Source organism: Halobacillus sp. H74, from assembly GCF_052246715.1.
Lineage (GTDB): Bacteria > Bacillota > Bacilli > Bacillales > Halobacillaceae > Halobacillus > Halobacillus litoralis_A.
Map to the genome: position 1 here is coordinate 477,591 of NZ_JBQQCI010000004.1, position 25,559 is coordinate 503,149.

Annotated in this window: 30 protein-coding genes; 22 read left to right on the forward strand and 8 right to left on the reverse strand. The window is 40.0% G+C overall.

Annotated elements, in window-relative coordinates; genetic code table 11:
* Positions 1–21: 21 nt before the first annotated feature.
* The gene (locus ACTWPX_RS11600) at positions 22–630 is read left to right on the forward strand and encodes a YpjP family protein (protein ID WP_128526054.1); all 609 of its coding nucleotides are present in this window, start codon (positions 22–24) and stop codon (positions 628–630) included.
* 258 nt (positions 631–888) lie between these two features.
* Here the strand turns inward: ACTWPX_RS11600 and murB are convergent, their stop codons facing one another.
* Positions 889–1,809: a UDP-N-acetylmuramate dehydrogenase gene (gene murB, locus ACTWPX_RS11605; RefSeq protein ID WP_443119902.1), complete on the reverse strand. Its 921-nt coding sequence runs from the start codon at positions 1,807–1,809 to the stop codon at positions 889–891.
* A 264-nt stretch (positions 1,810–2,073) separates the two neighbouring features.
* On the opposite strand from murB, the gene ACTWPX_RS11610 reads away from it, so the two are divergent.
* The 3 genes from ACTWPX_RS11610 (at position 2,074) to ACTWPX_RS11620 (ending at position 4,871) form a co-directional block, all read left to right on the forward strand.
* Positions 2,074–2,232 (forward strand): DUF1540 domain-containing protein, encoded by a 159-nt coding sequence (locus ACTWPX_RS11610; protein ID WP_128526056.1) that lies wholly within the window; start codon positions 2,074–2,076, stop codon positions 2,230–2,232.
* Between the two features lie 212 nt (positions 2,233–2,444).
* Entirely contained in the window at positions 2,445–4,142 is a 1,698-nt protein-coding gene (gene ilvD / locus ACTWPX_RS11615) for a dihydroxy-acid dehydratase (protein ID WP_443119903.1), read from the forward strand.
* A gap of 153 nt (positions 4,143–4,295) precedes the next feature.
* Positions 4,296–4,871, forward strand: coding sequence for a histidine phosphatase family protein (locus tag ACTWPX_RS11620; RefSeq protein ID WP_443119904.1), 576 nt, complete (start codon positions 4,296–4,298; stop codon positions 4,869–4,871).
* Between the two features lie 285 nt (positions 4,872–5,156).
* Here ACTWPX_RS11620 and ACTWPX_RS11625 read toward each other — a convergent pair whose 3' ends face one another.
* Positions 5,157–5,570 carry a VOC family protein gene (locus tag ACTWPX_RS11625; protein WP_443119905.1) on the reverse strand — a complete coding sequence of 138 codons (414 nt, stop codon included), beginning with the start codon at positions 5,568–5,570 and terminating at the stop codon, positions 5,157–5,159.
* 434 nt (positions 5,571–6,004) lie between these two features.
* On the opposite strand from ACTWPX_RS11625, the gene aceB reads away from it, so the two are divergent.
* The 3 genes from aceB to hpaB all read left to right on the forward strand — a co-directional run bounded on the left by aceB (position 6,005) and on the right by hpaB (position 10,520).
* A complete protein-coding gene (gene aceB / locus ACTWPX_RS11630) occupies positions 6,005–7,597 on the forward strand; it encodes a malate synthase A (protein ID WP_443119906.1) in 1,593 nt (530 codons plus the stop codon).
* Between the two features lie 15 nt (positions 7,598–7,612).
* A complete protein-coding gene (aceA, locus tag ACTWPX_RS11635) occupies positions 7,613–8,908 on the forward strand; it encodes an isocitrate lyase (protein WP_443119907.1) in 1,296 nt (431 codons plus the stop codon).
* Positions 8,909–9,080: 172 nt separating this feature from the next.
* Positions 9,081–10,520: a 4-hydroxyphenylacetate 3-monooxygenase, oxygenase component gene (gene hpaB / locus ACTWPX_RS11640; RefSeq protein WP_443119908.1), complete on the forward strand. Its 1,440-nt coding sequence runs from the start codon at positions 9,081–9,083 to the stop codon at positions 10,518–10,520.
* A gap of 46 nt (positions 10,521–10,566) precedes the next feature.
* Here the strand turns inward: hpaB and ACTWPX_RS11645 are convergent, their stop codons facing one another.
* On the reverse strand, positions 10,567–10,704 hold the full coding sequence (locus ACTWPX_RS11645; protein WP_443119909.1) for a hypothetical protein: 138 nt from the start codon (positions 10,702–10,704) through the stop codon (positions 10,567–10,569).
* Between the two features lie 141 nt (positions 10,705–10,845).
* On the opposite strand from ACTWPX_RS11645, the gene ACTWPX_RS11650 reads away from it, so the two are divergent.
* Entirely contained in the window at positions 10,846–11,055 is a 210-nt protein-coding gene (locus ACTWPX_RS11650; RefSeq protein ID WP_443119910.1) for a YozQ family protein, read from the forward strand.
* The gene (locus ACTWPX_RS11655; RefSeq protein WP_443119911.1) at positions 11,055–11,318 is read left to right on the forward strand and encodes an alpha/beta-type small acid-soluble spore protein; all 264 of its coding nucleotides are present in this window, start codon (positions 11,055–11,057) and stop codon (positions 11,316–11,318) included. Before ACTWPX_RS11650 ends, ACTWPX_RS11655 begins: the two co-directional genes overlap by 1 nt.
* 83 nt (positions 11,319–11,401) lie before the next feature.
* Here the strand turns inward: ACTWPX_RS11655 and ACTWPX_RS11660 are convergent, their stop codons facing one another.
* Positions 11,402–11,857, reverse strand: a complete 456-nt coding sequence (locus ACTWPX_RS11660; RefSeq protein WP_443119997.1) for a flavodoxin — start codon at positions 11,855–11,857, stop codon at positions 11,402–11,404.
* Positions 11,858–11,861: 4 nt separating this feature from the next.
* A complete protein-coding gene (locus ACTWPX_RS11665; protein WP_443119912.1) occupies positions 11,862–12,248 on the reverse strand; it encodes a hypothetical protein in 387 nt (128 codons plus the stop codon).
* 146 nt (positions 12,249–12,394) lie between these two features.
* Between ACTWPX_RS11665 and ACTWPX_RS11670 the strand changes: the two genes are divergently transcribed.
* Both ACTWPX_RS11670 and ACTWPX_RS11675 read left to right on the forward strand, forming a co-directional pair.
* Positions 12,395–12,991, forward strand: a complete 597-nt coding sequence (locus tag ACTWPX_RS11670) for a serine/threonine protein kinase (protein WP_443119913.1) — start codon at positions 12,395–12,397, stop codon at positions 12,989–12,991.
* A 267-nt stretch (positions 12,992–13,258) separates the two neighbouring features.
* The gene (locus ACTWPX_RS11675; RefSeq protein WP_443119914.1) at positions 13,259–13,498 is read left to right on the forward strand and encodes a hypothetical protein; all 240 of its coding nucleotides are present in this window, start codon (positions 13,259–13,261) and stop codon (positions 13,496–13,498) included.
* Positions 13,499–13,642: 144 nt separating this feature from the next.
* On the opposite strand, the gene ACTWPX_RS11680 is transcribed toward ACTWPX_RS11675, so the two are convergent.
* Positions 13,643–14,401 (reverse strand): TrmB family transcriptional regulator, encoded by a 759-nt coding sequence (locus ACTWPX_RS11680; RefSeq protein ID WP_443119915.1) that lies wholly within the window; start codon positions 14,399–14,401, stop codon positions 13,643–13,645.
* A gap of 133 nt (positions 14,402–14,534) precedes the next feature.
* Between ACTWPX_RS11680 and ACTWPX_RS11685 the strand changes: the two genes are divergently transcribed.
* From ACTWPX_RS11685 to ACTWPX_RS11725, 9 genes are all read left to right on the forward strand, one after another.
* Entirely contained in the window at positions 14,535–15,707 is a 1,173-nt protein-coding gene (locus ACTWPX_RS11685; RefSeq protein WP_443119916.1) for an MFS transporter, read from the forward strand.
* A gap of 188 nt (positions 15,708–15,895) precedes the next feature.
* Positions 15,896–16,078, forward strand: a complete 183-nt coding sequence (locus tag ACTWPX_RS11690; RefSeq protein ID WP_443119917.1) for a YfhD family protein — start codon at positions 15,896–15,898, stop codon at positions 16,076–16,078.
* Between the two features lie 196 nt (positions 16,079–16,274).
* Complete coding sequence (locus ACTWPX_RS11695) at positions 16,275–17,183, forward strand: glycine betaine ABC transporter substrate-binding protein (protein ID WP_443119918.1); 909 nt, start codon at positions 16,275–16,277, stop codon at positions 17,181–17,183.
* 427 nt (positions 17,184–17,610) lie between these two features.
* On the forward strand, positions 17,611–18,417 hold the full coding sequence (locus tag ACTWPX_RS11700; protein WP_443119919.1) for a VLRF1 family aeRF1-type release factor: 807 nt from the start codon (positions 17,611–17,613) through the stop codon (positions 18,415–18,417).
* Between the two features lie 137 nt (positions 18,418–18,554).
* Positions 18,555–18,860: an antibiotic biosynthesis monooxygenase family protein gene (locus tag ACTWPX_RS11705; RefSeq protein WP_443119920.1), complete on the forward strand. Its 306-nt coding sequence runs from the start codon at positions 18,555–18,557 to the stop codon at positions 18,858–18,860.
* Positions 18,857–19,225, forward strand: a complete 369-nt coding sequence (locus ACTWPX_RS11710; RefSeq protein ID WP_443119921.1) for a hypothetical protein — start codon at positions 18,857–18,859, stop codon at positions 19,223–19,225. The genes ACTWPX_RS11705 and ACTWPX_RS11710 overlap by 4 nt, the downstream gene beginning before the upstream one ends.
* Positions 19,222–19,890, forward strand: a complete 669-nt coding sequence (locus tag ACTWPX_RS11715; RefSeq protein WP_443119922.1) for a cobalamin B12-binding domain-containing protein — start codon at positions 19,222–19,224, stop codon at positions 19,888–19,890. Before ACTWPX_RS11710 ends, ACTWPX_RS11715 begins: the two co-directional genes overlap by 4 nt.
* Positions 19,891–19,966: 76 nt before the next feature.
* On the forward strand, positions 19,967–20,641 hold the full coding sequence (locus ACTWPX_RS11720; RefSeq protein WP_443119923.1) for an STAS domain-containing protein: 675 nt from the start codon (positions 19,967–19,969) through the stop codon (positions 20,639–20,641).
* A 278-nt stretch (positions 20,642–20,919) separates the two neighbouring features.
* Entirely contained in the window at positions 20,920–21,126 is a 207-nt protein-coding gene (locus ACTWPX_RS11725; RefSeq protein WP_443119924.1) for a cation transporter, read from the forward strand.
* Between the two features lie 33 nt (positions 21,127–21,159).
* Here ACTWPX_RS11725 and ACTWPX_RS11730 read toward each other — a convergent pair whose 3' ends face one another.
* The gene (locus ACTWPX_RS11730) at positions 21,160–21,489 is read right to left on the reverse strand and encodes a spore coat protein (RefSeq protein ID WP_128526082.1); all 330 of its coding nucleotides are present in this window, start codon (positions 21,487–21,489) and stop codon (positions 21,160–21,162) included.
* 11 nt (positions 21,490–21,500) lie between these two features.
* Positions 21,501–21,761, reverse strand: coding sequence for a hypothetical protein (locus ACTWPX_RS11735; RefSeq protein ID WP_128526083.1), 261 nt, complete (start codon positions 21,759–21,761; stop codon positions 21,501–21,503).
* Positions 21,762–21,973: 212 nt separating this feature from the next.
* Between ACTWPX_RS11735 and ACTWPX_RS11740 the strand changes: the two genes are divergently transcribed.
* Together ACTWPX_RS11740 and ACTWPX_RS11745 are read left to right on the forward strand one after the other, a co-directional pair.
* Positions 21,974–22,891, forward strand: coding sequence for a proline dehydrogenase family protein (locus ACTWPX_RS11740; RefSeq protein WP_443119925.1), 918 nt, complete (start codon positions 21,974–21,976; stop codon positions 22,889–22,891).
* A 262-nt stretch (positions 22,892–23,153) separates the two neighbouring features.
* Entirely contained in the window at positions 23,154–25,553 is a 2,400-nt protein-coding gene (locus tag ACTWPX_RS11745) for a 3-hydroxyacyl-CoA dehydrogenase NAD-binding domain-containing protein (protein WP_443119926.1), read from the forward strand.
* Positions 25,554–25,559 lie beyond the last annotated feature (6 nt).

Here is a 25,559-nt window from a genome sequence, read left to right on the forward strand (position 1 = left end):
CATATAAGGGAGATACTCTATATGAATCCGTTGTTAAGGAAGATATGTGTTGTACTTATATCAGCCATCACCTTAGGCATGTATGTACCACCAACATTATTAGATGCAGATGCAGCAGAAAAGAAAGAACTGACAGATAACAATCATGTGAATGAATCATCAAAAGATCAGTTTACTGAAGAGAATATCGATATTGTTTCACCGTCTCTTGAAGAAGTTTTTTCTTCCGAAGCGTTCATTGAAAATATAACAGAACAGGCGAAAAGCCAAACGGTTACTAAAATGGGACCGCGTATCATTGAAAAAGTCGATGAGGATATGACTGCCGAAATTTTACCTAAAATCGAGGAAGTCGTTACAGAAATCCTGTCCTCAGCTGGTGAAGAAGAGGTTCCATACTATGAAATCACAGAAGAAGCTACACCTGGATATGGTGAGAAAATCTTCAATTTGTACAACCATCATACCAATGAAGAAATAGCAAGGTTTCATGTAAGACGTGATAAGCGGCCTGGAGAAGGTTATTGGTTCAATTTTCATTACCATTTGAAGACAGATGGATTTGTTAAGCACCATAATATTGGTGACATCTATTGGGAAAAGAATACTCCACCGAAATGGATGTCGTAAAAAAATCATGAAGGACGGTTCCGCTGACGGAACCGTCCTTTTTAAAAAGGAGAACATCAACGGGCTCTGCTTTCATCCGTTTGATGTTCTGCTTGTGACCCGTGTATCTCGGGAATAGAACAGGATGAGTTGTTCCCCGTAGCTCTATAATCTAAATGAAAGGATCGAAATCGCCTTCCAATATCCTGCACGTTTGTTTAATCTTTTTAAATCCACAATGAAGAGCCTGCGCTATGAAGAAAGCGCAGGCTTTTAGTTTTATTCCTTATCTTCTCCAATGATACGTACTTCGCGTTCTAAATCGACCCCGAACTTCTCTTTAACGGTCTTTTGAACATGTTCGATCAAAGAAATGTAATCTGTCGTCGAAGCATTATCTTTATTTACAATGAATCCGGCATGTTTCTTGGAAACTTCTGCTCCACCGATATTGGTTCCTTGGAGTTCACTATCTTGAATGAGTTTGCCAGCAAAGTACCCCGGCGGTCTTTTGAAAACACTCCCGCAAGATGGATATTCCAGAGGCTGCTTTGACTCACGCTTGAAGGTTAAATCATCCATGACAGCTTTGATTTCATTATAGGAGGTCGGTTTGAGGTTGAAAGTCGCTTCCAGAACGATATCCCCATTATCAGGAATATTGCTAGTTCGGTAATCCAGTTCAAAATCTGAAGCGAGACGTTTCACTAAATCCCCTTGCTTATCTACAACATAAGCATAATCGAGTACATCCTTGATTTCCCCACCATAAGCTCCTGCATTCATGTACAAAGCACCACCGACAGTACCTGGTATACCGCAAGCAAATTCCAATCCAGATAAATGTTTTTTTAAAGCATAGCGAGAAGTATCAATGATCCGAGCGCCACTTTGAGCTACTATTGTATTTCCATCTGAAGAAATATCATCTAAGTGTTTCAAGTTAATGACGATTCCACGAATTCCTCCATCCTTGATAATTAAATTCGATCCATTTCCCAGTAAAGTAAAAGGAATGTCATCTTCATTTGAAAGTTTGACCACATTTTGTATCTCTTTATATGAAGTAGGGGTGATGAAGAAATCTGCCTTCCCACCGAGCTTCGTATACAAATGATCCTTTAACACTTCGTCGACTTTCACATTTTCCTTTTTGACAAGGTCTAATAATTTATTATAAATCTTTTGTTTCTTATCCATAAACACCAGTCCTATTTTAAGTTGTTTTCCTCTGACCCTTATTTGCCACGTTAAGTAATTGTAGACCATACTTTATCTAAAAACATTTTATGATGGCTTAGACAAAAAGTTCACCGAGGATTCCGTAATCACGCTATACATTTTATCATAAATTCTCCTAGTCAATGCGTAGGAATTTGGTGTGGCTCTGGAAAGGGGAAAAATGCTAAGAATATTCCCTATCTCTGCGACAGAAGCTATAGCCATATAGGGAGGTGTTTGAGAATGGCACTTGATGTCCGTTGTGAAGTACGTAACTGTGTGTATAATCATGAAGGCCGCTCTTGTGGTGCTGATGAAATCTTTGTAGTCAGTCATAAAGGGAAACAAGCGAGTCATAGTGAAGAAACGGATTGTAAAACATTCAAACCGACAGATATGTAGTTTGGTTCCCTATATAAAAAGGCTTTGCTCATTGAGTAAGCCTTTTTTTCTTTTTTTTCAGTAAATGAAAGCGCTTAAAATGTATGGAAAGTTCGTTATTTTCAGAAAAGTCATTGCCAAGCCCTCTCCTTGTTAGTATCATCATGGTAAGTTGTTTTCATGAATAAAAAATCAATAAAGACCAATCATTAAATGATTAAGGGGTGTAAGGGATGAAGGAAACAAAGAAGGATTTGAGAATAAAAAGTAAAGTCATCAGTGAAGGCGTTAATCGAGTCCCGAACCGCTCGATGTTGAGAGCTGTCGGATTTACAGACGAAGACTTCAAAAAACCGATGATTGGGATAGCCAGCACTTGGAGTGAGGTAACCCCTTGTAACGTACATATCGATCGGTTAGCTCGTGAAGCGAAGAGCGGTGCAAGTGAAAATGGTGGTGCACCGATGATATTCAATACGATTACAGTAGCAGACGGAATAGCTATGGGACATGAAGGGATGTTTTACTCCTTGCCAAGTCGTGAAGTGATCGCTGATTCTATTGAGACTGTAACGAACGCTGAGCGTCTGGATGGAGTGGTAGCCATTGGAGGATGCGACAAGACAACTCCAGGGTGTCTGATTTCTATCGGTCGAATGAATATCCCATCTGTTTATGTATATGGTGGTACGATTCAACCTGGTAAACTGAATGGTGAAGATATCGACATCGTTTCTTCATTCGAAGCTGTCGGTCAATACCATGAAGGGCAAATTAATGATGAAGAACTTCATAAAGTCGAATGTCACGCCTGTCCGGGAGCTGGAGCTTGTGGTGGAATGTACACAGCTAACACGATGGCTTCTGCAGTAGAGGCTCTTGGAATGAGTATTCCCGGGTCTTCTTCGACCCCTGCTGTAAATGATTATAAAGAGTCTGAATGTAAACAAGCAGGAGAACTTGTGATCGAGCTCCTGGAAAAAGAAATTTACCCTCGAGATATCATGACGAAAGAAGCGTTTGAAAATGCAATTACTGTTGTTATGGCCTTAGGCGGATCTACAAACGCATTCCTCCACTTATTAGCTATTGCTCACTCTGCAGGAGTGGAGTTGGAGTTGGATGATTTTGAACGAGTCAGGCAAGAAGTGCCGCATATTGCAGACATGAAGCCAAGTGGTAAGTATGTCATGCAGGATCTTTACGAGAGCGGAGGCGTGCCAGCAGTTATGAAACTGCTTCATGAACAAGGCTTGCTGCATGGGGACTGTTTGACAGTAACAGGTAAGACCATTGCAGAAAACTTGGCTGAAGTCCCGTCCTTGAAAGAGGGACAAAAAGTGATTGTTCCTTTTGATGAACCAATCAAACCAAAAGGTCCATTAGTGGTTTTGAAAGGGAACCTGGCTCCAGAAGGGGCTGTTGCAAAAATGTCTGGTCAAAAAATCAGCCGTTTTGCAGGTCCGGCACGAGTTTATGATAGTGAGGATGAAGCAACAGAAGCCATCGTGAGTAACGAAATCAAAGAAGGAGATGTTCTTGTCATTCGAAATGTCGGTCCTAAAGGGGGACCAGGAATGCCGGAAATGTTATCCATTACAGCGATGATCGTCGGTAAAGGACTGGGTGGTAAAGTAGCCCTCTTGACAGATGGACGTTTTTCCGGAGGATCTCACGGTTTTGTTATCGGTCACGTATCACCAGAAGCTTTTGTCGGAGGCCCGATTGGATTGTTGCAGGAAGGTGATACAATCACCATCGACAGCGATTCACAACAAATAAATTTTGAGGTGTCTGAAGAAGAGTATGAACGCCGGAAGAAGGAGTGGAAGCGACCAGAACCGAAGCATAAGACGGGTGTACTGGCGAAGTATGCACGGCTTGTCTCGTCATCCGCAAAAGGGGCTGTCACCGATTTGGATTTAGATTAATAAATGGGAGATCGCTGGTATTAGCGGTCTCTTTTTTATTGGTGTTAGAAATTATCTTAATGTTCAACAGAAAATATAAACAGGGTCAGGGCTAAAGGTGATGGTGCAGCAAATCGGATATTATAATAGAATGATGAAAGAGGGGGGATGAACATGACTAAAATAGGTTGGATCAGGCATGGGAGCACGTCATGGAACAAAGAAAAAAGAGCGCAGGGAAAATCGGATATTCCTTTGGACGATGAGGGAAAAGCAGATGCCAGGAAACTAGCAGAGCGACTACAAAGTGATTCTTGGGATATTTTGTACAGCAGCCCGTTAAAAAGAGCCAAAGAAACAGCTGAATACATAGCGGAACAACTGGGTTTGGAGATACAAGTTGACCCACGATTGCTTGAGGTCGATGGCGGTCAAATAGAAGGGACTACAGAGAGAGAAAGAATTGAAAAATGGGGAGAAGGCTGGAGGACACTGGACCTTGGGATAGAAGAGCCATCCAGTATACTGGAGCGAAGCAGAGACTTCATAGAGGAGATCATTCAAAAGCATGAGAAAATGAATATCATCGTAGTCAGTCACGGGGCTTTTATAAGCCATACATTAAGAGAGCTGGATGCGGAAAGTATCAATGAAGCACATATGAAGAACACATCGCTGTCTGAAGTGGTCCTTCGTGAGGGAAAATGGAAATGTGAATTATTCAATTGTGTTGTGCATTTAGAGGAATAAATGTGGAGGATGGGACAAAAGAATTTTTCCGCTAGAAAACCCGAACGAAAATGGTTCGGGTTTTCTTTATGAAGCAATAAATGCATAAGCCGCTCCGGCAACATACTTCGCTTTCCGCGGGCACGGCCTCAGCCTCCTCAGGAAGCAAAGACCGCTTTCTTTCGAAGTCTTCTGCTCGTGCTGTTCCCGCAGGAGTCTACGTATGTTGCCTACGCTCCATTTGATCCATTCCACCCTATTGTTCGTCTTTTCCTCTGGCAGTTAGTTTTTCCCAGCCCCTATTTATTATTGCTCCTTTGTATAATTCAAATCCCATATAACCCCAAAATTGTCTTTCACTTTAGCGAATGTTGCTCCCCAAAATGTATCTTGCAGTTCCATAAGGACAGTCCCGTCTTTTTTTAGACGATCATAATAAGTTTGGATTTCCTCCGTGTTTTCTAATTCTAAGGCTAATGAAATGTTGCTTCCTTGTTGGACAGTTTGATCCAGGAAAGAATCTGAAACCATAATAAACAATTCTTCTTTTTTGAATTGGGCATGCATGATACGATCGTCCATTTCGGGTGGTGTTTCGAAATCAGCTTCTCCAAAGGTTTGTACACCTGTGATTTCGCCACCGAAAACATCTTTGTAATATTCAAGAGCTTCTCTTGCATCACCATTAAAAGTAAAATAGGGCGTAGCTTGATATTTCACAGAAACACTCCTTCAATATTTATAGTCAATATCATTATACACTTACTTAACTGACACAACAAGAACGTTTGTTCGATTTTAACCATTAATAAAAGCGGTCCTCTCTGAGAGGACCGCTTTTATTTCCTTTCCAAGCCTAATTATAAAAATATTCAAAAAAGTGGTTGCAATTCCAAATGAACCACAGTAAACTGTACCATAACAGATAAGTAATTAATAATCTGTTATATTAAAGGAGGAATGAAAATGAAAAAACACTCGAAAAATGTCAGCATTCCCTGTCCACAATGTGGCTGTGAAGTAGAGGGTCACGCTTATACCTATATGATGGAATGTGATCACTGTCTCTCTAAGAAAGATGAATAATTTTGTTTTATCTGTTATATATCAGAATCAAAGTATAGTTATTAATGTATAACAAAAGGGGGCTGATCATGGAAACTAAACTTTCGGGGTTGCAAATCCATGGAGAAATTCATAAGGGTTTTGATCAGATACTCACGGATGAAGCAATGGTATTTTTAATCAAGCTTCATGAAAAATTCAATGATGAGCGTAAAAAGCTTCTGGAACACAGAAAAGATATACAGGAAAAAATCAATCAGGGGGAACGACCGGATTTTTTAATAGAAACTAAAGAAATCAGGGATGCGGAGTGGACCATTGCTCCGATTCCCGACGATTTGCAAGATCGGCGCGTTGAAATAACCGGCCCGGTAGACAGGAAAATGGTGATCAATGGAATGAACTCAGGAGCTAAAGTTTTTATGGCAGATTTTGAGGATGCCAATTCACCGACCTGGTCAAATACGATCAATGGTCAAATCAATTTAGGAGATGCGATCAGAAAGACCATCCAATTTGAAAATGAGTACGGGAAAATCTATCAGTTGAATGAACAACCGGCAGTCCTGAAAGTTCGCCCACGCGGTTGGCATTTAGATGAAAAGCATATTACTTATGAAGGTGAAGCATTGTCAGGCAGCCTGGTGGATTTTGGGCTTTATTTTTTCCACAATGCGAAGCAGCTGATTGCGAATGGCTCTGGTCCATACTTTTATTTGCCGAAACTGGAGAACCATCAAGAAGCGAAACTTTGGAATGAAGTTTTCGTTTTTGCCCAGCAATATTTGAATATCTCACAAGGAACAATCAAAGCAACAGTGTTATTAGAAACGATTTTAGCAGTGTTCGAGATGGAAGAAATTTTATATGAGCTGAAAGTCCACTCCGCCGGTTTGAATTGCGGCCGCTGGGATTATATTTTCAGCTATTTGAAAAAGTTTCGCCATGATGAAGACATCCTTCTGCCTGATCGAGAGCACGTTACGATGACTGTGCCATTCATGAGGGCTTACTCTTTACTGACCATCCAAACATGTCATAAACGTGGTGCGCATGCCATTGGCGGTATGGCAGCTCAGATCCCGGTAAAAAAAGATCCAGATAAAAATGCCGCAGCTTTTGAAAAAGTACGGGTAGATAAGGAGCGGGAAGTGAAAGATGGCCACGATGGGACGTGGGTCGCCCACCCGGCCATGGTAGCGACTGCTATGGATATATTTAACAAATGGATGCCGGAGTCCAATCAGATACACCAAAAGCGTAAGATGAACTATATTAGCGCGGAACAATTGATGGAAGCCCCAAACGGGTCAATCACCGAACAGGGCTTAAGGACGAACATAAATGTAGGGATTCAGTATATTGCATCATGGCTGGATGGTCGGGGGGCTATACCTATTCACCATTTAATGGAAGATGCAGCAACGGCAGAAATCTCAAGGGCGCAAGTATGGCAATGGATCCGTCATCCACATGGTGCACTGAGTGACGGGCGGATGATCACTTTTGATTTATATAATGCTCTTATGGAAGAAGAAATGGTAGCGATTCAGTTGGAAGTGGGAGCGGATGATTTTGAAAATGGTTCCTATCAAAAGGCTGCACAACTTTTCGACGATTTGGTCAGGAATGAAGTATTTGAAGATTTTTTAACGTTGAAAGCTTATCGTTATTTACCTTAAAGGGGGAATTAATTAATGAGAAATGAGCGAATAGAGAAGTTGTATAATGAATGGCAGGATGAAAGTCGTTGGTATGGAGTGATACGCCCTTATGAACCTGAGGATGTCATCCGATTGAGAGGATCTATGGATATTCAATATACGTTAGCTGAAAAAGGCTCAGAAAAACTGTGGAAGCTGATGAATGAAGAAGGTTATGTTCATGCGCTTGGGGCCCTCACAGGAAATCAGGCGATGCAGCAGGTAAAGGCTGGATTAAAAGCCATCTACTTAAGTGGATGGCAAGTAGCGGCAGATGCTAATCTGTCCGGACATATGTACCCGGATCAAAGCTTATATCCGGCGAATAGCGTTCCTCAAGTAGTGAAACGCATCAATCAAGCTTTACAGCGTGCCGATCAAGTCCACTACATGGAGGAGGACGAGAAAATTGATTGGTTCGCACCGATTGTAGCAGATGCAGAAGCAGGGTTCGGTGGTCAGTTAAATGTGTTTGAGCTCATGAAAGGGATGATAGAGGCAGGTGCGTCAGCTGTACACTTTGAAGATCAACTTTCCTCTGAGAAAAAATGTGGTCATCTCGGAGGGAAGGTTCTCTTACCAACACAAACAGCTGTCCGCAACTTGATTTCTGCCCGATTTGCAGCCGATGTCATGGGGGTGCCTTCTATAATCATCGCTCGGACAGATGCCAATGCAGCGAATCTGATCACAAGTGATGTGGACCCGGTTGATGAGAAATTCCTTACAGGGGAGCGGACGGCTGAAGGATTTTACAAAACGACGGCAGGACTCGATCAGGCAATTGCACGCGGATTGGCATATGCACCTTATGCCGATCTCGTGTGGTGTGAAACTTCTGAACCGAATTTAGAGGAAGCGCGTAGGTTTGCAGAGGCGATCCATGAAAAATTCCCAGGGAAATTACTTGCTTACAATTGCTCGCCATCTTTTAATTGGAAGAAGAAACTGGACGATCAAAGCATTGCCGACTTCCAGCATGAATTAGGGGAGATGGGATACAAATTCCAATTTGTTACTTTGGCAGGATTCCATGCATTGAACCATGGAATGTTCGAACTTGCTCGGCAGTATAAAGATCGAGGTATGGAAGCTTATTCAGAATTACAGCAAGCAGAATTCGCGAGTGAAATTCATGGCTACTCAGCAACAAGGCATCAAAGGGAAGTGGGCACTGGCTACTTTGACGAAGTTTCCCAAGTCATATCTGGTGGGACTTCTTCTACCACTGCTTTGAAAGGTTCGACTGAATACGAGCAATTCAATTCAGAAGTAATTAAACAATCCTAATTCATGTAAGCCCGCCTTTTCGGTGGGCTTTTTCAGTCGAAGCTGTAGGAGACACTTAATCCTTCGTTCTTCCTTATTTCTGCTATCAATAGTTCAGGCACACTTTATAAGCAATTTAATATGGTATGATATCACCTATTTTATGTGTTTGTAAAAACTCGGGAGTGATATCATGCCGGTGATTACAGGAGATGATTACAAGAAGCGGATTGATGCATTGGAGTCAGAGGTTTGGTTTGATGGAGCAAAGGTGACAGGGAAAATATCTGATCATCCGGCATTCAAAGGTGTAGTGGGGACTCAATCGCAGCTTTATGATATGCAGAATGAAAGCAAAATAAAAAATGAAATGACTTTTGACTCCGAAACAACGGGGAATGATATCGGGGTATCTTACTTAATACCGAGAACAAGAGCGGATTTGGAGAAACGGAGGATTATGATCCAGCACTGGGCGCGTGTTTCTGGTGGCCTGATGGGAAGAAGCCCGGATTATATGAACACCGTTCTTGCCTCATTTGCTTCTTCGGTCGATCTTCTAGATGGAGAAGATAATTGTTATCCGGATCGGTTACTTCATTTTTATGAATACGCACGGGAAAAAGATTTATCCTTTACTCATACATTTGTGAATCCGCAAAGCAATCGGTCAAAGCTTGCGTTTTTAGAAGAAGATGTCACGAACGCCAGAATTATTAACCGAAATGAAGAAGGATTAATAATAAAAGGTGCAAAGCTATTGGCCACCCAAGGCGGAATCACCGATGAGATTCTCGTTTTCTCTGCGCCAGGTGCTCAAGAAAGTTGTCATGCATATGGTTTTTCCCTTCCAACAGATACAGATGGTTTGAAATTCGTTTGTCGTGAATCATTTGCTAATAAAGCCTCGGATTATGATTATCCATTATCATCCCGTTTTGCTGAAATGGATACGATTGTCATTTTTGACGGGGTGCTTGTACCATGGAATCGTGTTTTTTTTCATGACAATATCCGTGCTGCTACTAAAATGTACTTGAAAGGAAAGTTTGTACCGTTTACTTTGCATCAAATCGTGTCAAGGCAGATCGTGAAAACGGAATTCTTACTTGGAATTGCCCAAAGTATTGTGGATACAATCAATATTAGCGACTATCAACATGTGCAAAGTAAAGTGGTTGAAATAATCAAAGGATTAGAGACATTAAGAGCGTTGTTATTAATGTCAGAACATGATGCGAAAATAGATGGTTACGGTGTTATGGTCCCTTCCAAACAACCCTTATATGTAGCTGTCAATCAATTTCAGGAACTTTATCCAAGATTTACAGAGATCATTCAGCTGTTAGGGGCAAGTGGACTGATGACGATTCCAAAAGAGACTGATTTCGATACAGAAATTGGAGAGCAACTTGACCATATCTTGCAAGGAGTTGAAGTGAAAGGAAAAGATCGTGTTGCCCTTTTCCGGCTTGCATGGGATTTGACAATGAGTGGGTTTGGTTCTAGACAGACCCTCTATGAACGATTCTTTTTCGGGGATCCGGTGCGGCTTTCTCAAACGATCTACCAAAATTTTGATGAAACCAAGTCTAAGAAGATGGTTGAAGACTTCTTGTCGTTGAAGGAATAATTATGTGTTATTCATAAAAAAAGCTGACTAAATTATAGTCAGCTTTTTAACGTTTGGCATTGCTTTTTTTTGCTTTTTGTTCCAGTTGCGATCGTGGCTGTTGATCCGCGATATCCTCAGACAACCCCTGGGGATTGACAGTCGGAGCGACATTTCTTTTTTCTGAGTTGCTTTTCTTACTCATTATGAACACCTCCTATAGATAGTGTGCAGGAAATCGTATATATTTATCCTTTATTCTCAAAGCAGCAAATTAGGAAAAGGTTTCAAAGAATTTTTAATCTGAAAATGCAGAAACTAAGAAAAAGTTTGAGGAGGAATACATGTGAAGAAGAAAAAAGACCAAGATGTCCGCAATTATCAGCCATCGGATTATGAGAAGGAAGACTTTGTTTCCAAGGGGTTAGCGACGACCCACGAGCAAGTTTCTGACACACTCACAGAAGGAACATTTGATGGGAAAATAGATGAAGTGGACAAAAACGGAAACCTTGTCACCCACAAAGGGAAAGAAATTAAAAGGAAGAGAAAGTAATGGGAAGGCGAAATAAACTGCTGGTCCCTGAAGCGAGAGAAGGAATGGACAAACTTAAAGCGGAACTGATGGCGACTACAAATCAAGAGGACACTAAGTATGAAGTGGCCAGGGAACAGGGCATCCCTCTGAAACGTGGAAATAATGGTGACTTAACCACACGGGAAGCCGGTCAAATTGGCGGACAAATCGGAGGACGTATGGTCAAGGAACTGATTAGGAGAGCAGAGCAGCAAATAGAGGATAACCAAAAGAGGCGCTGACCACGCCTCTTTTTTTAATAGTTATCTATGGTAATACAAAAAAAGTCCGCTTAGGCATTACAAAAATGATCTTTGTGATCTTGTTATATTTTCACTTCAGATAAATAATTAGAAATGCCCTCAGCGAACTGTTTGCATCTCAGTAAATCACTTTCTTCATCAGGGTTCATTTCAATCTCCAACTCTTCTTGGATAAGGTTTGCTCCAGAAATTTGCAATTGGTGTTGGAGCAAGTGGACCGCTTCACAAAATTTAGGGTATGTGGGATCACCAGAACCAAACACAGCAGCAGGAACTCCAGATAAATCGACCTCCGAAAGTTCATCATAGAAATCCTCGACTTCATATGGAAGGTCGCCGTCATTCCATGTGTAAGACCCAATAAGAATACAGTCGAATTCCTTTAAATTAGAAACCTCAATATCTTCGACTTCCTCCATTACGACCTCATGGGAATCCTGGAGATGTGTATGAAGTAAGTCCGCGATATCCTCAGTATTTCCTGACATACTGGCAAAACCAATAAGAATGTTAGCTATAGGATCACCTTTTTTCTACAATCGTGTATTCAGGGTGCAAAGCTGTGAATTGATCGAGCTTTCTTTTATGTGAAATGAAATGGTGCTTGTTTTTATCATCTAAGGACTGATCCAGTTTATATTGGTGAAAATTGATAGCCAGGGTAAGGTCCATTTTTGTATATAGCACACCTTTTTCATATAAATCATCAATGAAATGGGCGGACATGTAAAAAGGAGAATCATCATTTCTATAAACCCCGATATACCACCCTAAGTTTTCCACATAAAAAGGATCTCCCATCACGTGTAATAAATCTCCATATAGAAAGCGGATGGTTTGATAACAAGAACATTCCCTGTTTCCTTTTTCATACTGAAATGGGGTGAGAACGAATAAAATACTTTCCATTAACTAATCTCCTTTCGATAAGTTATCATCATATTAATTGATAATGATTATCAATGTCAAATAGTTTGAGCAAAAAATTACTTCTTTCTTTGAGAAATCTAGTATAATTATAGAAATAAAATGCTTTTTCACAGAGGAGAATCCTTATGTTCAAGGTGAAAGGCTTGATTGAAGAAGTCCAATTTGACAAGGATTGTATAATCTATATCCCTGATGGATTACAATTCATCGGCAAGGGGAGAAGCGCAGCTGTATTCCGTGTCCTTGACACACAAAAAGCTGTAAAGATTTTTTATCCAGAATTCAAAGGCCTGGCAGAAATAGAAGCGCATGTTTACCAGAAATTAAATAATCATGATTACTTTCCAGCTTTTTATGAAGTTGGCGACGGATTTCTGTTGATGGAATATGTAGAAGGAATTACATTTTACGATTGTCTCGTTAGTGGAATACCTATTACCGAAAAGATGGTCGTGAAGGTGGATGAGGCACTAGAATTTGCTTGCAGCCTTGGATTGAATCCGTCAGACATCCATTTGAAAAACATTTTATTGACTTCTTCTGGTCAAGTAAAGGTCATTGATGTTGTTCGCTTTACCCAGGAATTTGATTGTCCTCATTGGCGTGACTTGAAAAAAGCATATGAAACGTTTTATCTAAGGCGGTATGTACCAAAAAAATTCCCTAAGTTCTTTATCGAATTTATTATCCGGCTTTATCGGAGACGACTCTTACCTATTTGAAATTTATTTAATTGATTGAAATTCAGACAAAGGTTTTGCAGCAGGTTCACTCAGAGAGAAGTTTTATCTTCCTCTATTCTGGGAACCGCATTTAATATAGAGGGTTAGGTTACATGAAAACTTGATTTCGAGGCGTTTGTAGAAATCAGGGTTAACGGGGGGAGTGATACTTTCCCGACCTTCAACCTGCCCTTTAGTAACGGGAAACTTTAATTTAAAAAAATCATCATGAACGTTTAACAGTGAAAAAGAAAGGTGGAGTTGAAATTGACACAACACCGTTTGAGTGAAGTAGAGGTAGGAAAGAATTATAAAGCAAAGGAATTGGATAGTTTTGTGTCTACAACGGATGTAGTCGTCCTATCCAATAACGAAGAGCAATTGTTTACAGATCCTGATCGGGAATATAAGGTGGTAAATGCATTTGCTGGATTCTTTGAACATTCTTCGGAGGATGGGGAAAAGTATTACCGTGAAAAGAAAGCATATGTTGTTGAAAAAATATAAATTATAAAATGAGCGGGCCATTATTCAATATAAATGGCCCGCTTTTTGTATGCCTGGGAAATCCAGTGACTGGCTCTTTTTTGGTCGTAAGAAACTTGGTACGCTGGCGTCATTATTTTTGACTTGCGGGCAAAAAGTCATCGATTAATACCGGAGTTTCATCAAAATCTCTCTGATTTCCTCGTCCTCTATCAATACAGATTCATATTTCTTTGTGATCTCGGTAAGGGCGACATCATGATAGAAAAACTCAGTAAAGAATTTGACGAGTGGTCTGGAAAGGGTATGTATGCCCTGAAAGTACCCTTTTTCCACCCCTGCAAAAAGAATTTCCTGCTCATCTACAATCACTAGTTTATGCCGCTCCAAAGCTTCATGCTGCTCATCCGGTAATAGTAAATGAGAAGGAATGCTTCCAGTGTCAAGGTCCCCTACTGATAAAAGCTCGATATTTACACCTTCCTTATGTTTTTTTTGTAAATGAGGAAGGAGCGGGGTCAATTCATCACTCCATCCTGTAATTAAAATGTGTTTGTCAGCTTTTTGAATGCACTCCTTGATCAACACGGAAATAGAAGTATCATTTTGTAAGGTCCATACTCGGTCATCCGAATCGGGAAGACTGAATTCTTTACTCTTCAATTCTTCGACATTGGACTGGAATTCTGAAGTCAGTTTTTCAATTGTTGTTTCCATTGGTAAGGCAGTGTAAAGTTTTTTCCGGTCATTGAAAGAGGTGAGAATCATGCCTTTTTCTACAAGGCGCTGCAAAACTTCATATACCTTGGATTTGGGTACTTGCGAATATTTGACGATTGTGGTTGCGTCCATTGGCGAGTTGCCTGCTGTAAGTACTTCAAAGACCTGGCTTTCATATTGAGTGAATCCGAATTTTTGTAACATGGAGAACCTCTCTTCACACTATTCTACTTTCAAATATACAATGATTGATCAAAACCGTAAACTTTTCCTCTTGTTTTCTTCGTAAGTAGTGGTTACCATTATAGTGGTAACCCAAAAGAGAGGATAATAAACAATGAATAAAAAAGTCTATCTGTTAGCGCTTGTTGCTTTTGTAGTTGGGACTGTGGAATTGATTATTGGTGGGATTTTGGACTTAGTAGCAGAAGATCTTGGTGTATCCCTTGGAGAAGCAGGGTTGCTCATCACTATTTTTTCCTTGGTTTTTGCAATTGCGTCACCAATTTTATTGACGGCTACAGCTAAATTCGATCGGAAAAAGCTAATGGTAGTAACACTAACCGTATTCTCCTTAGGAAACCTTATGGCTTTTTGGAGTCCAAATTACTCCATCATCATGGCAGCTAGAATCATTACAGCAGCCAGTGGATCCTTACTTGTAGTCCTTGCTGTTACAATAGCCTCTGCAATCGTAGCACCCGAATATCGAGGCAGGGCGATTGGTACTATTTTTATGGGGATCAGTGGATCTCTCGTACTTGGGGTGCCGATCGGTTTAACTATTGGTAATGCCTTCGGATGGAGGGCACCGTTCTTATTCATCAGTATACTGACTTTGCTTTCTATTTCAGCAGTCGCTTTGACATTAGGACATATTGCACCAAAACCTGTAGTATCTGTAAAAGAACAACTTCGTACGCTTAAGGATAAAAAGATTTTCACAGCACAGTTCACTTCATTTCTGTTCTTAACAGGACATCTTGCTTTATATGCCTATCTAACCCCCTTCCTAAAGACTGAAATGGGCTTGGACGGGACTTGGGTAAGCATCGTCTACTTCATCTTCGGAGTAGCCGCTGTGCTCGGTGGTGGAGTGGGAGGATTTCTATCTGACAAATTCGGATCTGAAAAGAGTATAATCGGGATTATTATTATGTTTGCGATTGCTATTTTCTCGATTCCTTATGTAACCTTCTCTTTACCTTTATTTTTGATTGCGATGGTCATTTGGAGTGCGTTAAGTTGGGCGATCACTCCGGCGCAACAAAACTATTTAATCAACTCAGCTCCTGAAACATCTGACATTCAACAAAGTCTGAACAATTCAGCATTGCATTTCGGAATTGCCTTTGGTTCATCCATTGGCGGGATAGTCATCGAACAAGCTTCTGTGGTTCATAATGCTACAGTGGGCGGTGTGTTTATATTGTTCTCCCTTGCTACAGCTTGTTTCTCAATTACACGAGGAAAAGAATCATACGACCAAAAGACTGTGCATCAGTCATAATCCTACGAAAATCCTTACCTTAATCAAGGTAGGGATTTTTTATCCGCCCCCTAAAAAGCCATTTCTGTAATTATTTCTCAATGAAATAATACGGGGGAAGTTTAGTTAAGTTGCCTACAGCTGGAGAGAATAATTGAAACGAAAGCGTTGCATACTATCTGTGTTCAACCACGAAGGAGGGGAATTTCATGGGTAGAGATGAACACAATAATGGTAAAGGCAAAAAGAAATATAAATTGCCACAAACACCGAAAAATGAAAAAAATAAAAATATCGATGTAGAGTTCTCTGAAGAGATAGCCGATCGTGATGATAAAATCGCGAAAGAGAGAAGCAAAGCGGCCGACCGCCGCGCTCACAAAAGACAGTAAATGTAAATGACGAGAAATACCCACCTCAAGTCATCCAATATTTGGATGACTTGAGGTGGAATTATATGTGAATTATCAGCAGTGAATTTTTTGTACAGTTTAAATTGTTTTAACTTTAGTCATTTTATGATATAATTTTCTACTGTGTTCAAATATATCTAATATCCAACCCACATACTTAGAGGAGGCAGAAGAAATGACAAAATTACGTAAATGGCTCCCAGCTGTTTTCTTGGGGATCTTGTTGACCCTGGCAGCTTGTGGCGGCTCAGAAGATGAAGCAACTGAAGGAAATGAAAATGAAGGTTCGGATGCGGAAACTTCAGAGGACAAAGGTACAATTACGATTGGTATGAATAACTGGGCAGAAAACGTTGCCGTTTCAAACATGTGGAAACTTGTTCTAGAGGAAAAGGGTTACACGGTTGAACTGAACCAAGTAGAAAAGGGCTTTTTGTATGAAGCACTTTCCAGTGGTGATTTAGATATTGGTATGGAAATCTGGTTACCGAATACAGATAAATCGTTCTATGAGAAGTATAAAGAGGACATTGACTGGCGTGAAACATGGTATGAAGGAACGAAATTAGGTCTAGCAGTTCCAAGTTATATGGAAGACATCAATACGATCGAAGACTTAAAAGGTTCTGATGCTTTTGAAGATAAGCAAATCGTAGGTATTGATGCCGGCGCTAGTATCATGTCTTTAACAGAGGATGTAATCAGTGAGTATGAGCTCGATTATTCTCTGGCAGCTTCATCAGAGCCAACAATGATCACTGAATTGAAAAGCTCTTTGGAAAGTGAAGAACCGATTGTAGCTACGCTTTGGAAGCCACACTGGGTTTTTGCTGAAATGGATCTTAAATTCTTAGAGGATCCAAAGAATGTGTATGGTGATTCAGAAAATATTTCATATGCTGCTCGTAAAGGATTAAAGGAAGACCAGCCAGAAGTAGTGAAATGGTTTGATAATTTCATGTTGACTGATGACCAGCTTGCAAGCTTAATGGCATCTATTAACAAAGCTGAAACTGAAGAAGAAGGCGCACAAAAATGGATCGATGAAAACCAAGATTTAATCGATGAGTGGACAAAAGAATAAATCTTTCGGACAACCTGCTTAATTCGAGCAGGTTGTTTTTTTATCAGGAAAAATTATAAAATCAGCCTATTGATATCTTGTCAACCAAAGGTCAAATCAGAGAACATTCCCTTGTTTTTGAAAAGTTCGCAGCTAAATATGGGGTAGGAAGAGCCCCTAATGAACCTATTGAGGATTGGTTTAACCGGGTGGATCTTGATGTAAATTCCACATATTTATATCAACAAGTGCGATACGGTGCTAAAGACTTGAATGAAGAAGAGAAACAGTGTTTTTTCAAAAGAATAAATGAGCTTAAGCGACAGATTAAAGAAATAAATAAATAATTTAGTTAAGAAAAATGTCTTAGAACGAGTTTAAGCGCTCCTTATTCAGGAAACATATGTTGTAGAAGACATTCTTACCATTTGAAAGGAGTCGCTGTTTTATGGACTTGAACAAAGAAATAAAGAAATTGGAACAAATACACTTAGAAAAACCACAAAAAGTATTCACAATGTATTTAAATACCGATCCTTCTGACCCTGAGCAACAAGGGGGAGAATGGAAAATTCATCTAAAAAATGGTCTTAATAACTTTGAATCCTATCTTCAGGAAGATGGAGATTCAGATGAAAAAAGAAATTATTGGGCTGTAAAAGAAAAAGTACAGCAGTATGTTGAAGAAAATGAACAACATTTTGCGAAAAGTATCGTGCTCTTCGCTACAGGTGATGAAACCGTATGGTTCGCTGAGCGTTTCCAAATGCCAGTGAAAACGGAATTCTTCTGGGAAGAGACACCCGTGCTTGATCAATTAAAACAAATGCAGAACGATTTTCCGAAAACGGGTGTCATTCTAACCCAAAAGAATCATATTAAACTGATTGATGCAGAACTTGGTACTTTGAAAGATACGCAACTCTTTGAATTAGATTTGAATACAGAGGATTGGCGTCAACACCAAGGCCCGCACCGTGCTCAACCTTCCATGGGATCTGGTGGTGCAAAATCTTCCAAACAGGATGAATTCAAGGAAAGATTTGAAGCCAACCGTTATCGTTGGTACAAGAGCGTTGCGCCTAAACTTGATAAACTTGCGAAGGAATATGGATGGGAACGCTTCTACCTTGTCGGTGATAAGGAAGAGCTGAAGGATTTACAAGACAATATGAACAAAGAAGCAAACGATATGATTAATAAGAACCTGTTAGATCATGAAGAAATGCATGTTCTAGATGAAGTCGTCCAATAAATAAAACTAAGAGGTACTGGTAATATTACCAGTACCTCTTTTTAATGTTAAGGCATGGAGAATGTTAACATATACATAGAGAAAATTAGTATGATAAAATAATATTCAATGAAATTACGTAGATTGGAGACATTCATATGTTCGTCGTAGACTCAACGGTCATCATCCCTGAGCATAAAGCTGAAGACTTGATTAATATATACAAAAAGCGTTCTCGTCTCGTAGATGAAGCGGAAGGCTTTCATTCTTTTCAATTACTTCAAAATGATCGAAAACCAGGAGAGTTGACCGTCCATCTGGAATGGGAGTCAAAAGATGCCTACTTAAGTTGGGCACGTAGCGAGCAGTTCAAGAAAATACATGAACTTGAAAAACGTTACCCTGACCAAGAATTGAAAGGCATCGTACCAAAGGTTTCTAAATATGAGGTGGTCGCTACGTGAATAAATCAGAACAGAGTCGTCTAGTTCAACAAGTAGTAGATGAGATTTACGGCGCCTATCCATTTTTATGGGAAAAGTTCGGTCAAAATGGGAGAGAGCGAACAGAGGAAGATAATTTTCACCATTTAGACCATTTGTATGCTGCATATGAAATGGATAGTGCAGCGTTTTTTATTGATTATACGAATTGGCTGAATACTGTTTTGACGTCAAGAGGTGTATCCACCCAAATAATCATCGATAATTATAAAAGGTTAGTTCGTTTATTGGATGAAACAAATTTAGAAGATGAAAATGAAAAAAGAGTATATACCGCTTATTTGGAACAAGCATTGGAACATTTGCATACTCTTGCAAAGAGGTGAGGCATTTGAATACGCAGCATGAAAAACTTGCCCGATATTTCTTGAGTGGAGATGATAAAAGCGCATTAGAATATACGAAGGCTCTTTTAGAAGAGCATCCCAGGGCTTTCCTTTTTGGTGACATATTGACCCCTGCCATGTATTATATCGGAGAACTTTGGGAGCGTAATGAAATTTCTGTCGCTGATGAACATCTGGCCACAGCGATTTGCGATTTTGTGTTATCAAGGCTTGAGGGAGAAAACGTGACACAAGATAGGAAGACACAAAAAAATAATAAAGCCATTTTGTTCGGTGTTGAAGAAGAGCAACATTATATAGGATTGAAAATGGTGGCAGAGACCTTCAAAGATCGGGGTTGGCGTGTGAGATATCTAGGCCCGAACCTGCCTTTGGATCATTCTCTGGTTCAAATAAATAAATTCCGCCCTGATGTTATCGGTATCTCAGCCGCCCTCTCTTATCGTTTGCCAATGATAAAAGTATTAATAGAACGCTTTTCCCGATTGGAGTGGAAGCCTCTCATCATGATCGGGGGGCGCATGGCGACTAAATACGAATTGGAGAACTTCGAATCAGAACAAGTAATGATCATGAGGGATTTGAGCTGTCTGAATAAATGGTTTGATGAAGGAAGGAATGAAGTATTCAATGAAACGAGTTGATCGATCCTTTCCTCTTCCATTCTTTATTATCAATAAAAAGTTCATCATACAATCATACTCTCAAGAGGCGGAAACGATGTTTGGAGTGAGGGAAAACTTACTCGATGTTTTTGATGAAGATAGTATGGATAAAATCAGGAAATGGGTCACACCTGATATCAAAAAGTTATCATTAGAAAGCCATTTGAAACCTCTGGGAGAAGCGATCAGTCCCATCACTTGTGATGTGCACGTAAATTGGAAAAATGATTTATATGCTGAAGTATTGGTTATAACAAAAGATGATCAATTGACAAAAGTCACGAAAACTATGGATCAATTGCGATCGCGGTTGAATGACACCAACTTTGAACTATTTGAAGAGAAAGAAAAGTTAGAAGAGGCTATTCAACAAAGCAACCGGTTATCAGCACCTTTCATCCAGTTGACGACTGATACAGCACTTGTACCATTATTTGGTGATATTACAGAAGATAAGATGTTTACAGTAGAAGATCATTTACTGCATTCTTCACAAATTGGAGAAACCGAACGTATCCTTTTTGATTTTACAGGTGTCGGGGAATTAATACATGAAGGAACCTATGTGTTGAAAAATATCATGACTTCACTTTATTATATGGGGGCTGAGGTTGTCATAACCGGAGTGCGGCCGGACCACGTGAAAAATTTCCAAGCAATGCAATTCCACTCAAAAATCAATTTTATGAACTCTTTGCAGCAAGCAGTTCGGAAATACTGTGGAAAGTGAAAAGTAGTTTTGTTTAGGAGAGTACTGCCTCTAGGGTGGACCTTTAAACGGAACTGCTCTTTTTATTTTCATTACTTGGAAAGAGTTATGGAATAATTCGCTACATATCTCTACTTACCTTTTGGCCCTCTCCTTCTCACGAGGGCTCCCTAATATTCTAATTCATCCACCGGTTTACGTTATAATCCAAGTGAATTGTGGAATATACAAAATATAGCATGAGAACAACTGTCACATTTAAAATGTGAAGAAGAATAAATAGAAAGGTTGTGAATGACATGGAATTGACTTTAGAAGTGAACGGTATGACTTGTGGACAATGTGAAAAAGCAGTAAAAGGATCATTAGAAAAGCTGGAAGGTGTTCATGGAGTAGAAGTTTATCTCGATAGTGGAAAAGTGAATGTTACGTATGATGAAGCATATGTAACAAAATCATTGATGAAAGAAGCGATTGAAGCTCAAGGATATGAACCAGTAGGATAAAGTAAGCCCGGCGTTTAGCCGGGCTTTTATTTTTTATTGAACCGTATAAGGGAGCTGAGTCTTGTAACCATTAAATTGCTGATAGGCCTGTTGGATTTTTTGAGGTTGTTCTTGCTCAATGCTATACCAGCCATTTTTAAACATCAGGTTATATAAATTTCTTTGGCAGTCTTGTGTTTCCTTGAAGATTGTAGCTAGATCCTGGTAGAACGTCTGATTACTGGCTTCATTCAATGCGATATTATAAGAAGCTGTCATATATTTCTCAGTGGTCAATTGATCATTGATGAAATCTCTCTCGTTCATTTGCGGTGTTTTAGGAACACTGGTTTCAGGGTTTTGAATTTTTTGTGATTGATTCATTACCATTCTCCTTAATTCATCGTTTTGGATTGGGTATCAAGATGCTTGAGGATTTTATCATAATGACGTTGGTGCATTTGACCAGCTTCTTCTAAAGCAGCTTGAATTTCAGGTGTCTGACAGTTTTGAGCAAAGAAATGTGCTTTTTTACATGCGTTCAAATTCCATGACAACATATCTGTTATATAAAGTTGATCTTTTGTACTTACAATGTCAGGAACTTGAGGCATCGGTTGTGACTCTTGCATAGATGATTGATTGTGCTGTTCCATAAAGAATCCCTCCTTCTATAGTCATGTTTAGTATGACCTTAAGACAGATTTCTATAAAAAAACAGAAATTGAAAAATATCGTGGAGCTACGTGTCGAAGAAGGGATAATATTTCCCCATTAATCCTCAGAAATGATAAAATAGTATTATGTTAACGGTTACAAAAGAGATATTAGGATATATAGGATTGTACCAGAGGTAGGGGGTAGAGGCATGGAACGTTTACTCAGGAATTTTTTCCTATTCTTATCAAAAAATCGTTTTTTTACTAAGTTAGCTAAAAAGTATGGATTGCGTTTCGGTGCAGGGAAATTTGTAGCAGGTGAAACAGTTCCCGATGCTGTGAAAACCATCCGGCAGCTTAATGATAAGGGTATGGCTGTTACCATTGATCATCTGGGTGAATTTATTGATAGCATAGAAGAGGCTAGAGAAGCAGCGGATGGCTGTATCGACGCCATCAAAGCTATTGGCGAACATAAGCTGGATTCTCAGCTCTCCCTGAAGCTAACTTCTATGGGCTTGGACATATCAGACGAGGTCGTGTTGGAAAATATGCGGCGAATTCTGGGAGTTGCTGAACAAGAAGGTGTATTCGTCACCATCGATATGGAGGATTTTGATCGTTGTGAAAAGACCTTGGAAATCTTCAAAAAGCTAAGGTCAGAATTCGAACACATAGGTACTGTTTTACAATCTTACCTTTACCGTACGGTTGAGGATATAAAGGAATTGGATCAATACAATCCGAACCTTCGATTAGTAAAAGGTGCTTACAAAGAATCACCTAAAGTCGCTTTTCCTGATAAAAAAGACGTAGACGAAAACCTTAAGAAAATCATCCGACTTCACCTGTTGAATGGCAACTATACGGCAGTGGCAAGTCACGATGACTCAATGATTGAATACACAAAACAATTGGTTGAAGAGAATAATATATCCAAGGACTTGTTTGAGTTCCAAATGTTGTATGGGATTCGTGTGGAGCGTCAAGAAGAGTTAGTGAAAGAAGGATATAAGATGCGCGTTTATGTTCCTTATGGGAATGACTGGTATGGTTACTTTATGCGCCGTTTAGCAGAGCGACCAGCTAATGTAGCTTTTGTTCTAAAGGGTGTATTTGGAAAGTGAAGGAACAGGCGCCTCTTTTACCGGGGTGCCTTGTTCATAAAAGGGAGTGCACGATTCGATTCAATAAGCATAGAATGAATCGACAATCAAATGTGATGGATCCCTCCCTTAACTGCGTGTAAGAATTTACATAATTATGGAGAAAAGGATTGCGAAATATCAGAAAATATTTTATATTATACATAGATACGAATTAGCCGTAACTTATTTTTTTGGCTTTAAAATGAATGAGTATTCATTCAAAGAGATAGGGGGAAATGTAATGCAACAGAAAATTAAACGAGCAGCTGTTCTTGGCTCAGGTGTTATGGGAGCAGGCATTGCTGCCCACTTAGCTAATGTGGGAATCCCGGTTTTGATGCTGGATATCGCTCCGAGCGAATTAACAGATGAAGAAAAAAAGAAAGGTTTGAAGCTTGAAGATCGTGCTGTTCGCAATCGAATCGTCATCGAAAATAAAAAAGCATTATTAAAACAAAAACCTTCACCACTAAGCAGTAAACAGAATTTGGATTTAATTGAGGTCGGCAACTTCAGCGATGATATGGAACACTTGTCGGAAGTCGACTGGGTGATAGAGGTTGTCGTAGAGAATTTGGATATTAAAAAGAAAGTCTTGGCAGATGTGGACCGTCATAGAAAAACAGGATCGATTGTCAGTTCCAACACTTCCGGTATATCAATCGAAGCTATGTCTGAGGATTGCAGTGAAGACTTGCGCAGCCACTTCCTCGGCACGCACTTCTTTAACCCGCCGCGCTATTTAAAGCTTTTAGAAGTTATTCCCACCAAACAGACATCATCTGAAGTCGTGGAATTTATGAAAAGGTTTGGAGAAGATGTCTTAGGAAAAGGTGTAGTCGAAGCAAAAGATACACCAAACTTCATTGCTAATAGAATCGGTACTTATGGTTTATTAGTAACTGTCCAGCAAATGCTTGAAAAAGGTTATTCAGTCGGGGAGGTTGATTCTGTTACCGGTCCGATGATCGGTCGACCTAAGAGTGCCACATTCCGAACATTGGATGTAGTCGGACTGGATACATTCATCCACGTTGCGAACAACGTCTATGACCAGGTGGAGGGTGAAGAGAAAAAGTCATTTGAAGTTCCTTCGTTCATGAAATCTATGCTCGAAAAAGGTTGGTTAGGATCGAAAAGCGGTCAAGGATTCTTCCTTAAAAAGAAAGGTGAACAAGGCAGCGAAATCCTGCAATTGAACCCTGAAACCCTTGAATACGAAGCAAGAGGGAAACTGAAAACAAAAGCTACTGAAATGGCTAAACAGGAAAAAGGAGCGAAACGCAAACTGAAAGCACTCATTTCAGCTGAAGGGGATCGTGCGGGGGATCTTGTATGGTCTGTCATCAAGCCTGTATTGATATACTCTGCTGAACTGTATGGTCAGATTGCTGATGATGTTCCTTCTATTGATGAAGCTATGCGCTGGGGATTCGGATGGGAATTAGGCCCATTTGAAATATGGGACAGCATTGGAGTTCGAACTTCTGTAGAACGAATGAAGAAAGAAGGAGAAACCGTTCCCGATTGGATTGAAAACATGCTTGAAAAGGTGAACGAGTCCTTTTATAAGAAAGAAAATGGAAACGTTTACTATTACCATGCTGGTGAATATAGACAACAATCATTTAACGAAAAAAATATCAATTTGAAGCGGTTGAAGGAAACGAGAGAGGTCATCAAAAAGAATGCAGGTGCTAGTTTAATCGACATCGGCGATGGAGTGGCTTGTTTAGAATTTCACTCCCAAAGTAATGCGATCGGCCTGGATATCATTCAAATGATCAATTTCTCGATTGACCACGTTGAAGCACATTATGAAGGTCTTGTCATTGGAAATCAGGCGAAAAACTTTTGTGTCGGTGCTAATCTTGGAATGATTTTAATGGAAGCTCAGGATTACAACTTCTTTGAAATTGAAATGGTCGTAAAAAATTTCCAAGATAGTATGATGAAGCTTAAGTATTCTGATAAACCTGTAGTTGTTGCACCATTCGGAATGACGCTTGGCGGGGGAGCAGAAGTTTGTTTGCCGGCTGACTCAATTCAAGCATCTCCGGAAACCTATATGGGGCTTGTAGAACCAGGTGTAGGGCTGATTCCTGGGGGTGGAGGGAACAAAGAACTCTATATCAAACACTTGAGAAATATACCTCAAGGTGTCGATTTCGACTTACAAAAAATAGCCAATAGTGTGTTTGAGAAAATAGCCATGGCGAAAGTTTCGACTTCAGGGGAAGAAGCGAAAGAGAATGGCTACCTTGATCAAATGGATGCAATCAGTGCTAACGGGGACCACCTCCTTCATGACGCTAAACAAAAAGTGCTTGGCCTGGCACGGTCCGGTTACACTCCACCAAAACGGGTGAAGATCCCAGTCGTCGGAGAACAGGGGTATGCCACTATGATGCTTGGGGCAAAATCACTTGCTCTCAGTGGATATGCGAGTGAGCATGACTTGAAGATTGCAGAAAAGCTGGCATTTGTTTTAGCAGGAGGACGATTGGCACAAGGTTCTTTTGTGGATGAGCAATATTTGCTGGATCTGGAACGCGAAGCATTCTTGAGCCTCATAGGTGAGCCAAAGTCACAAGCGCGTATGCAACATATGCTCATGAAAGGAAAACCGCTACGCAACTAAATTTTT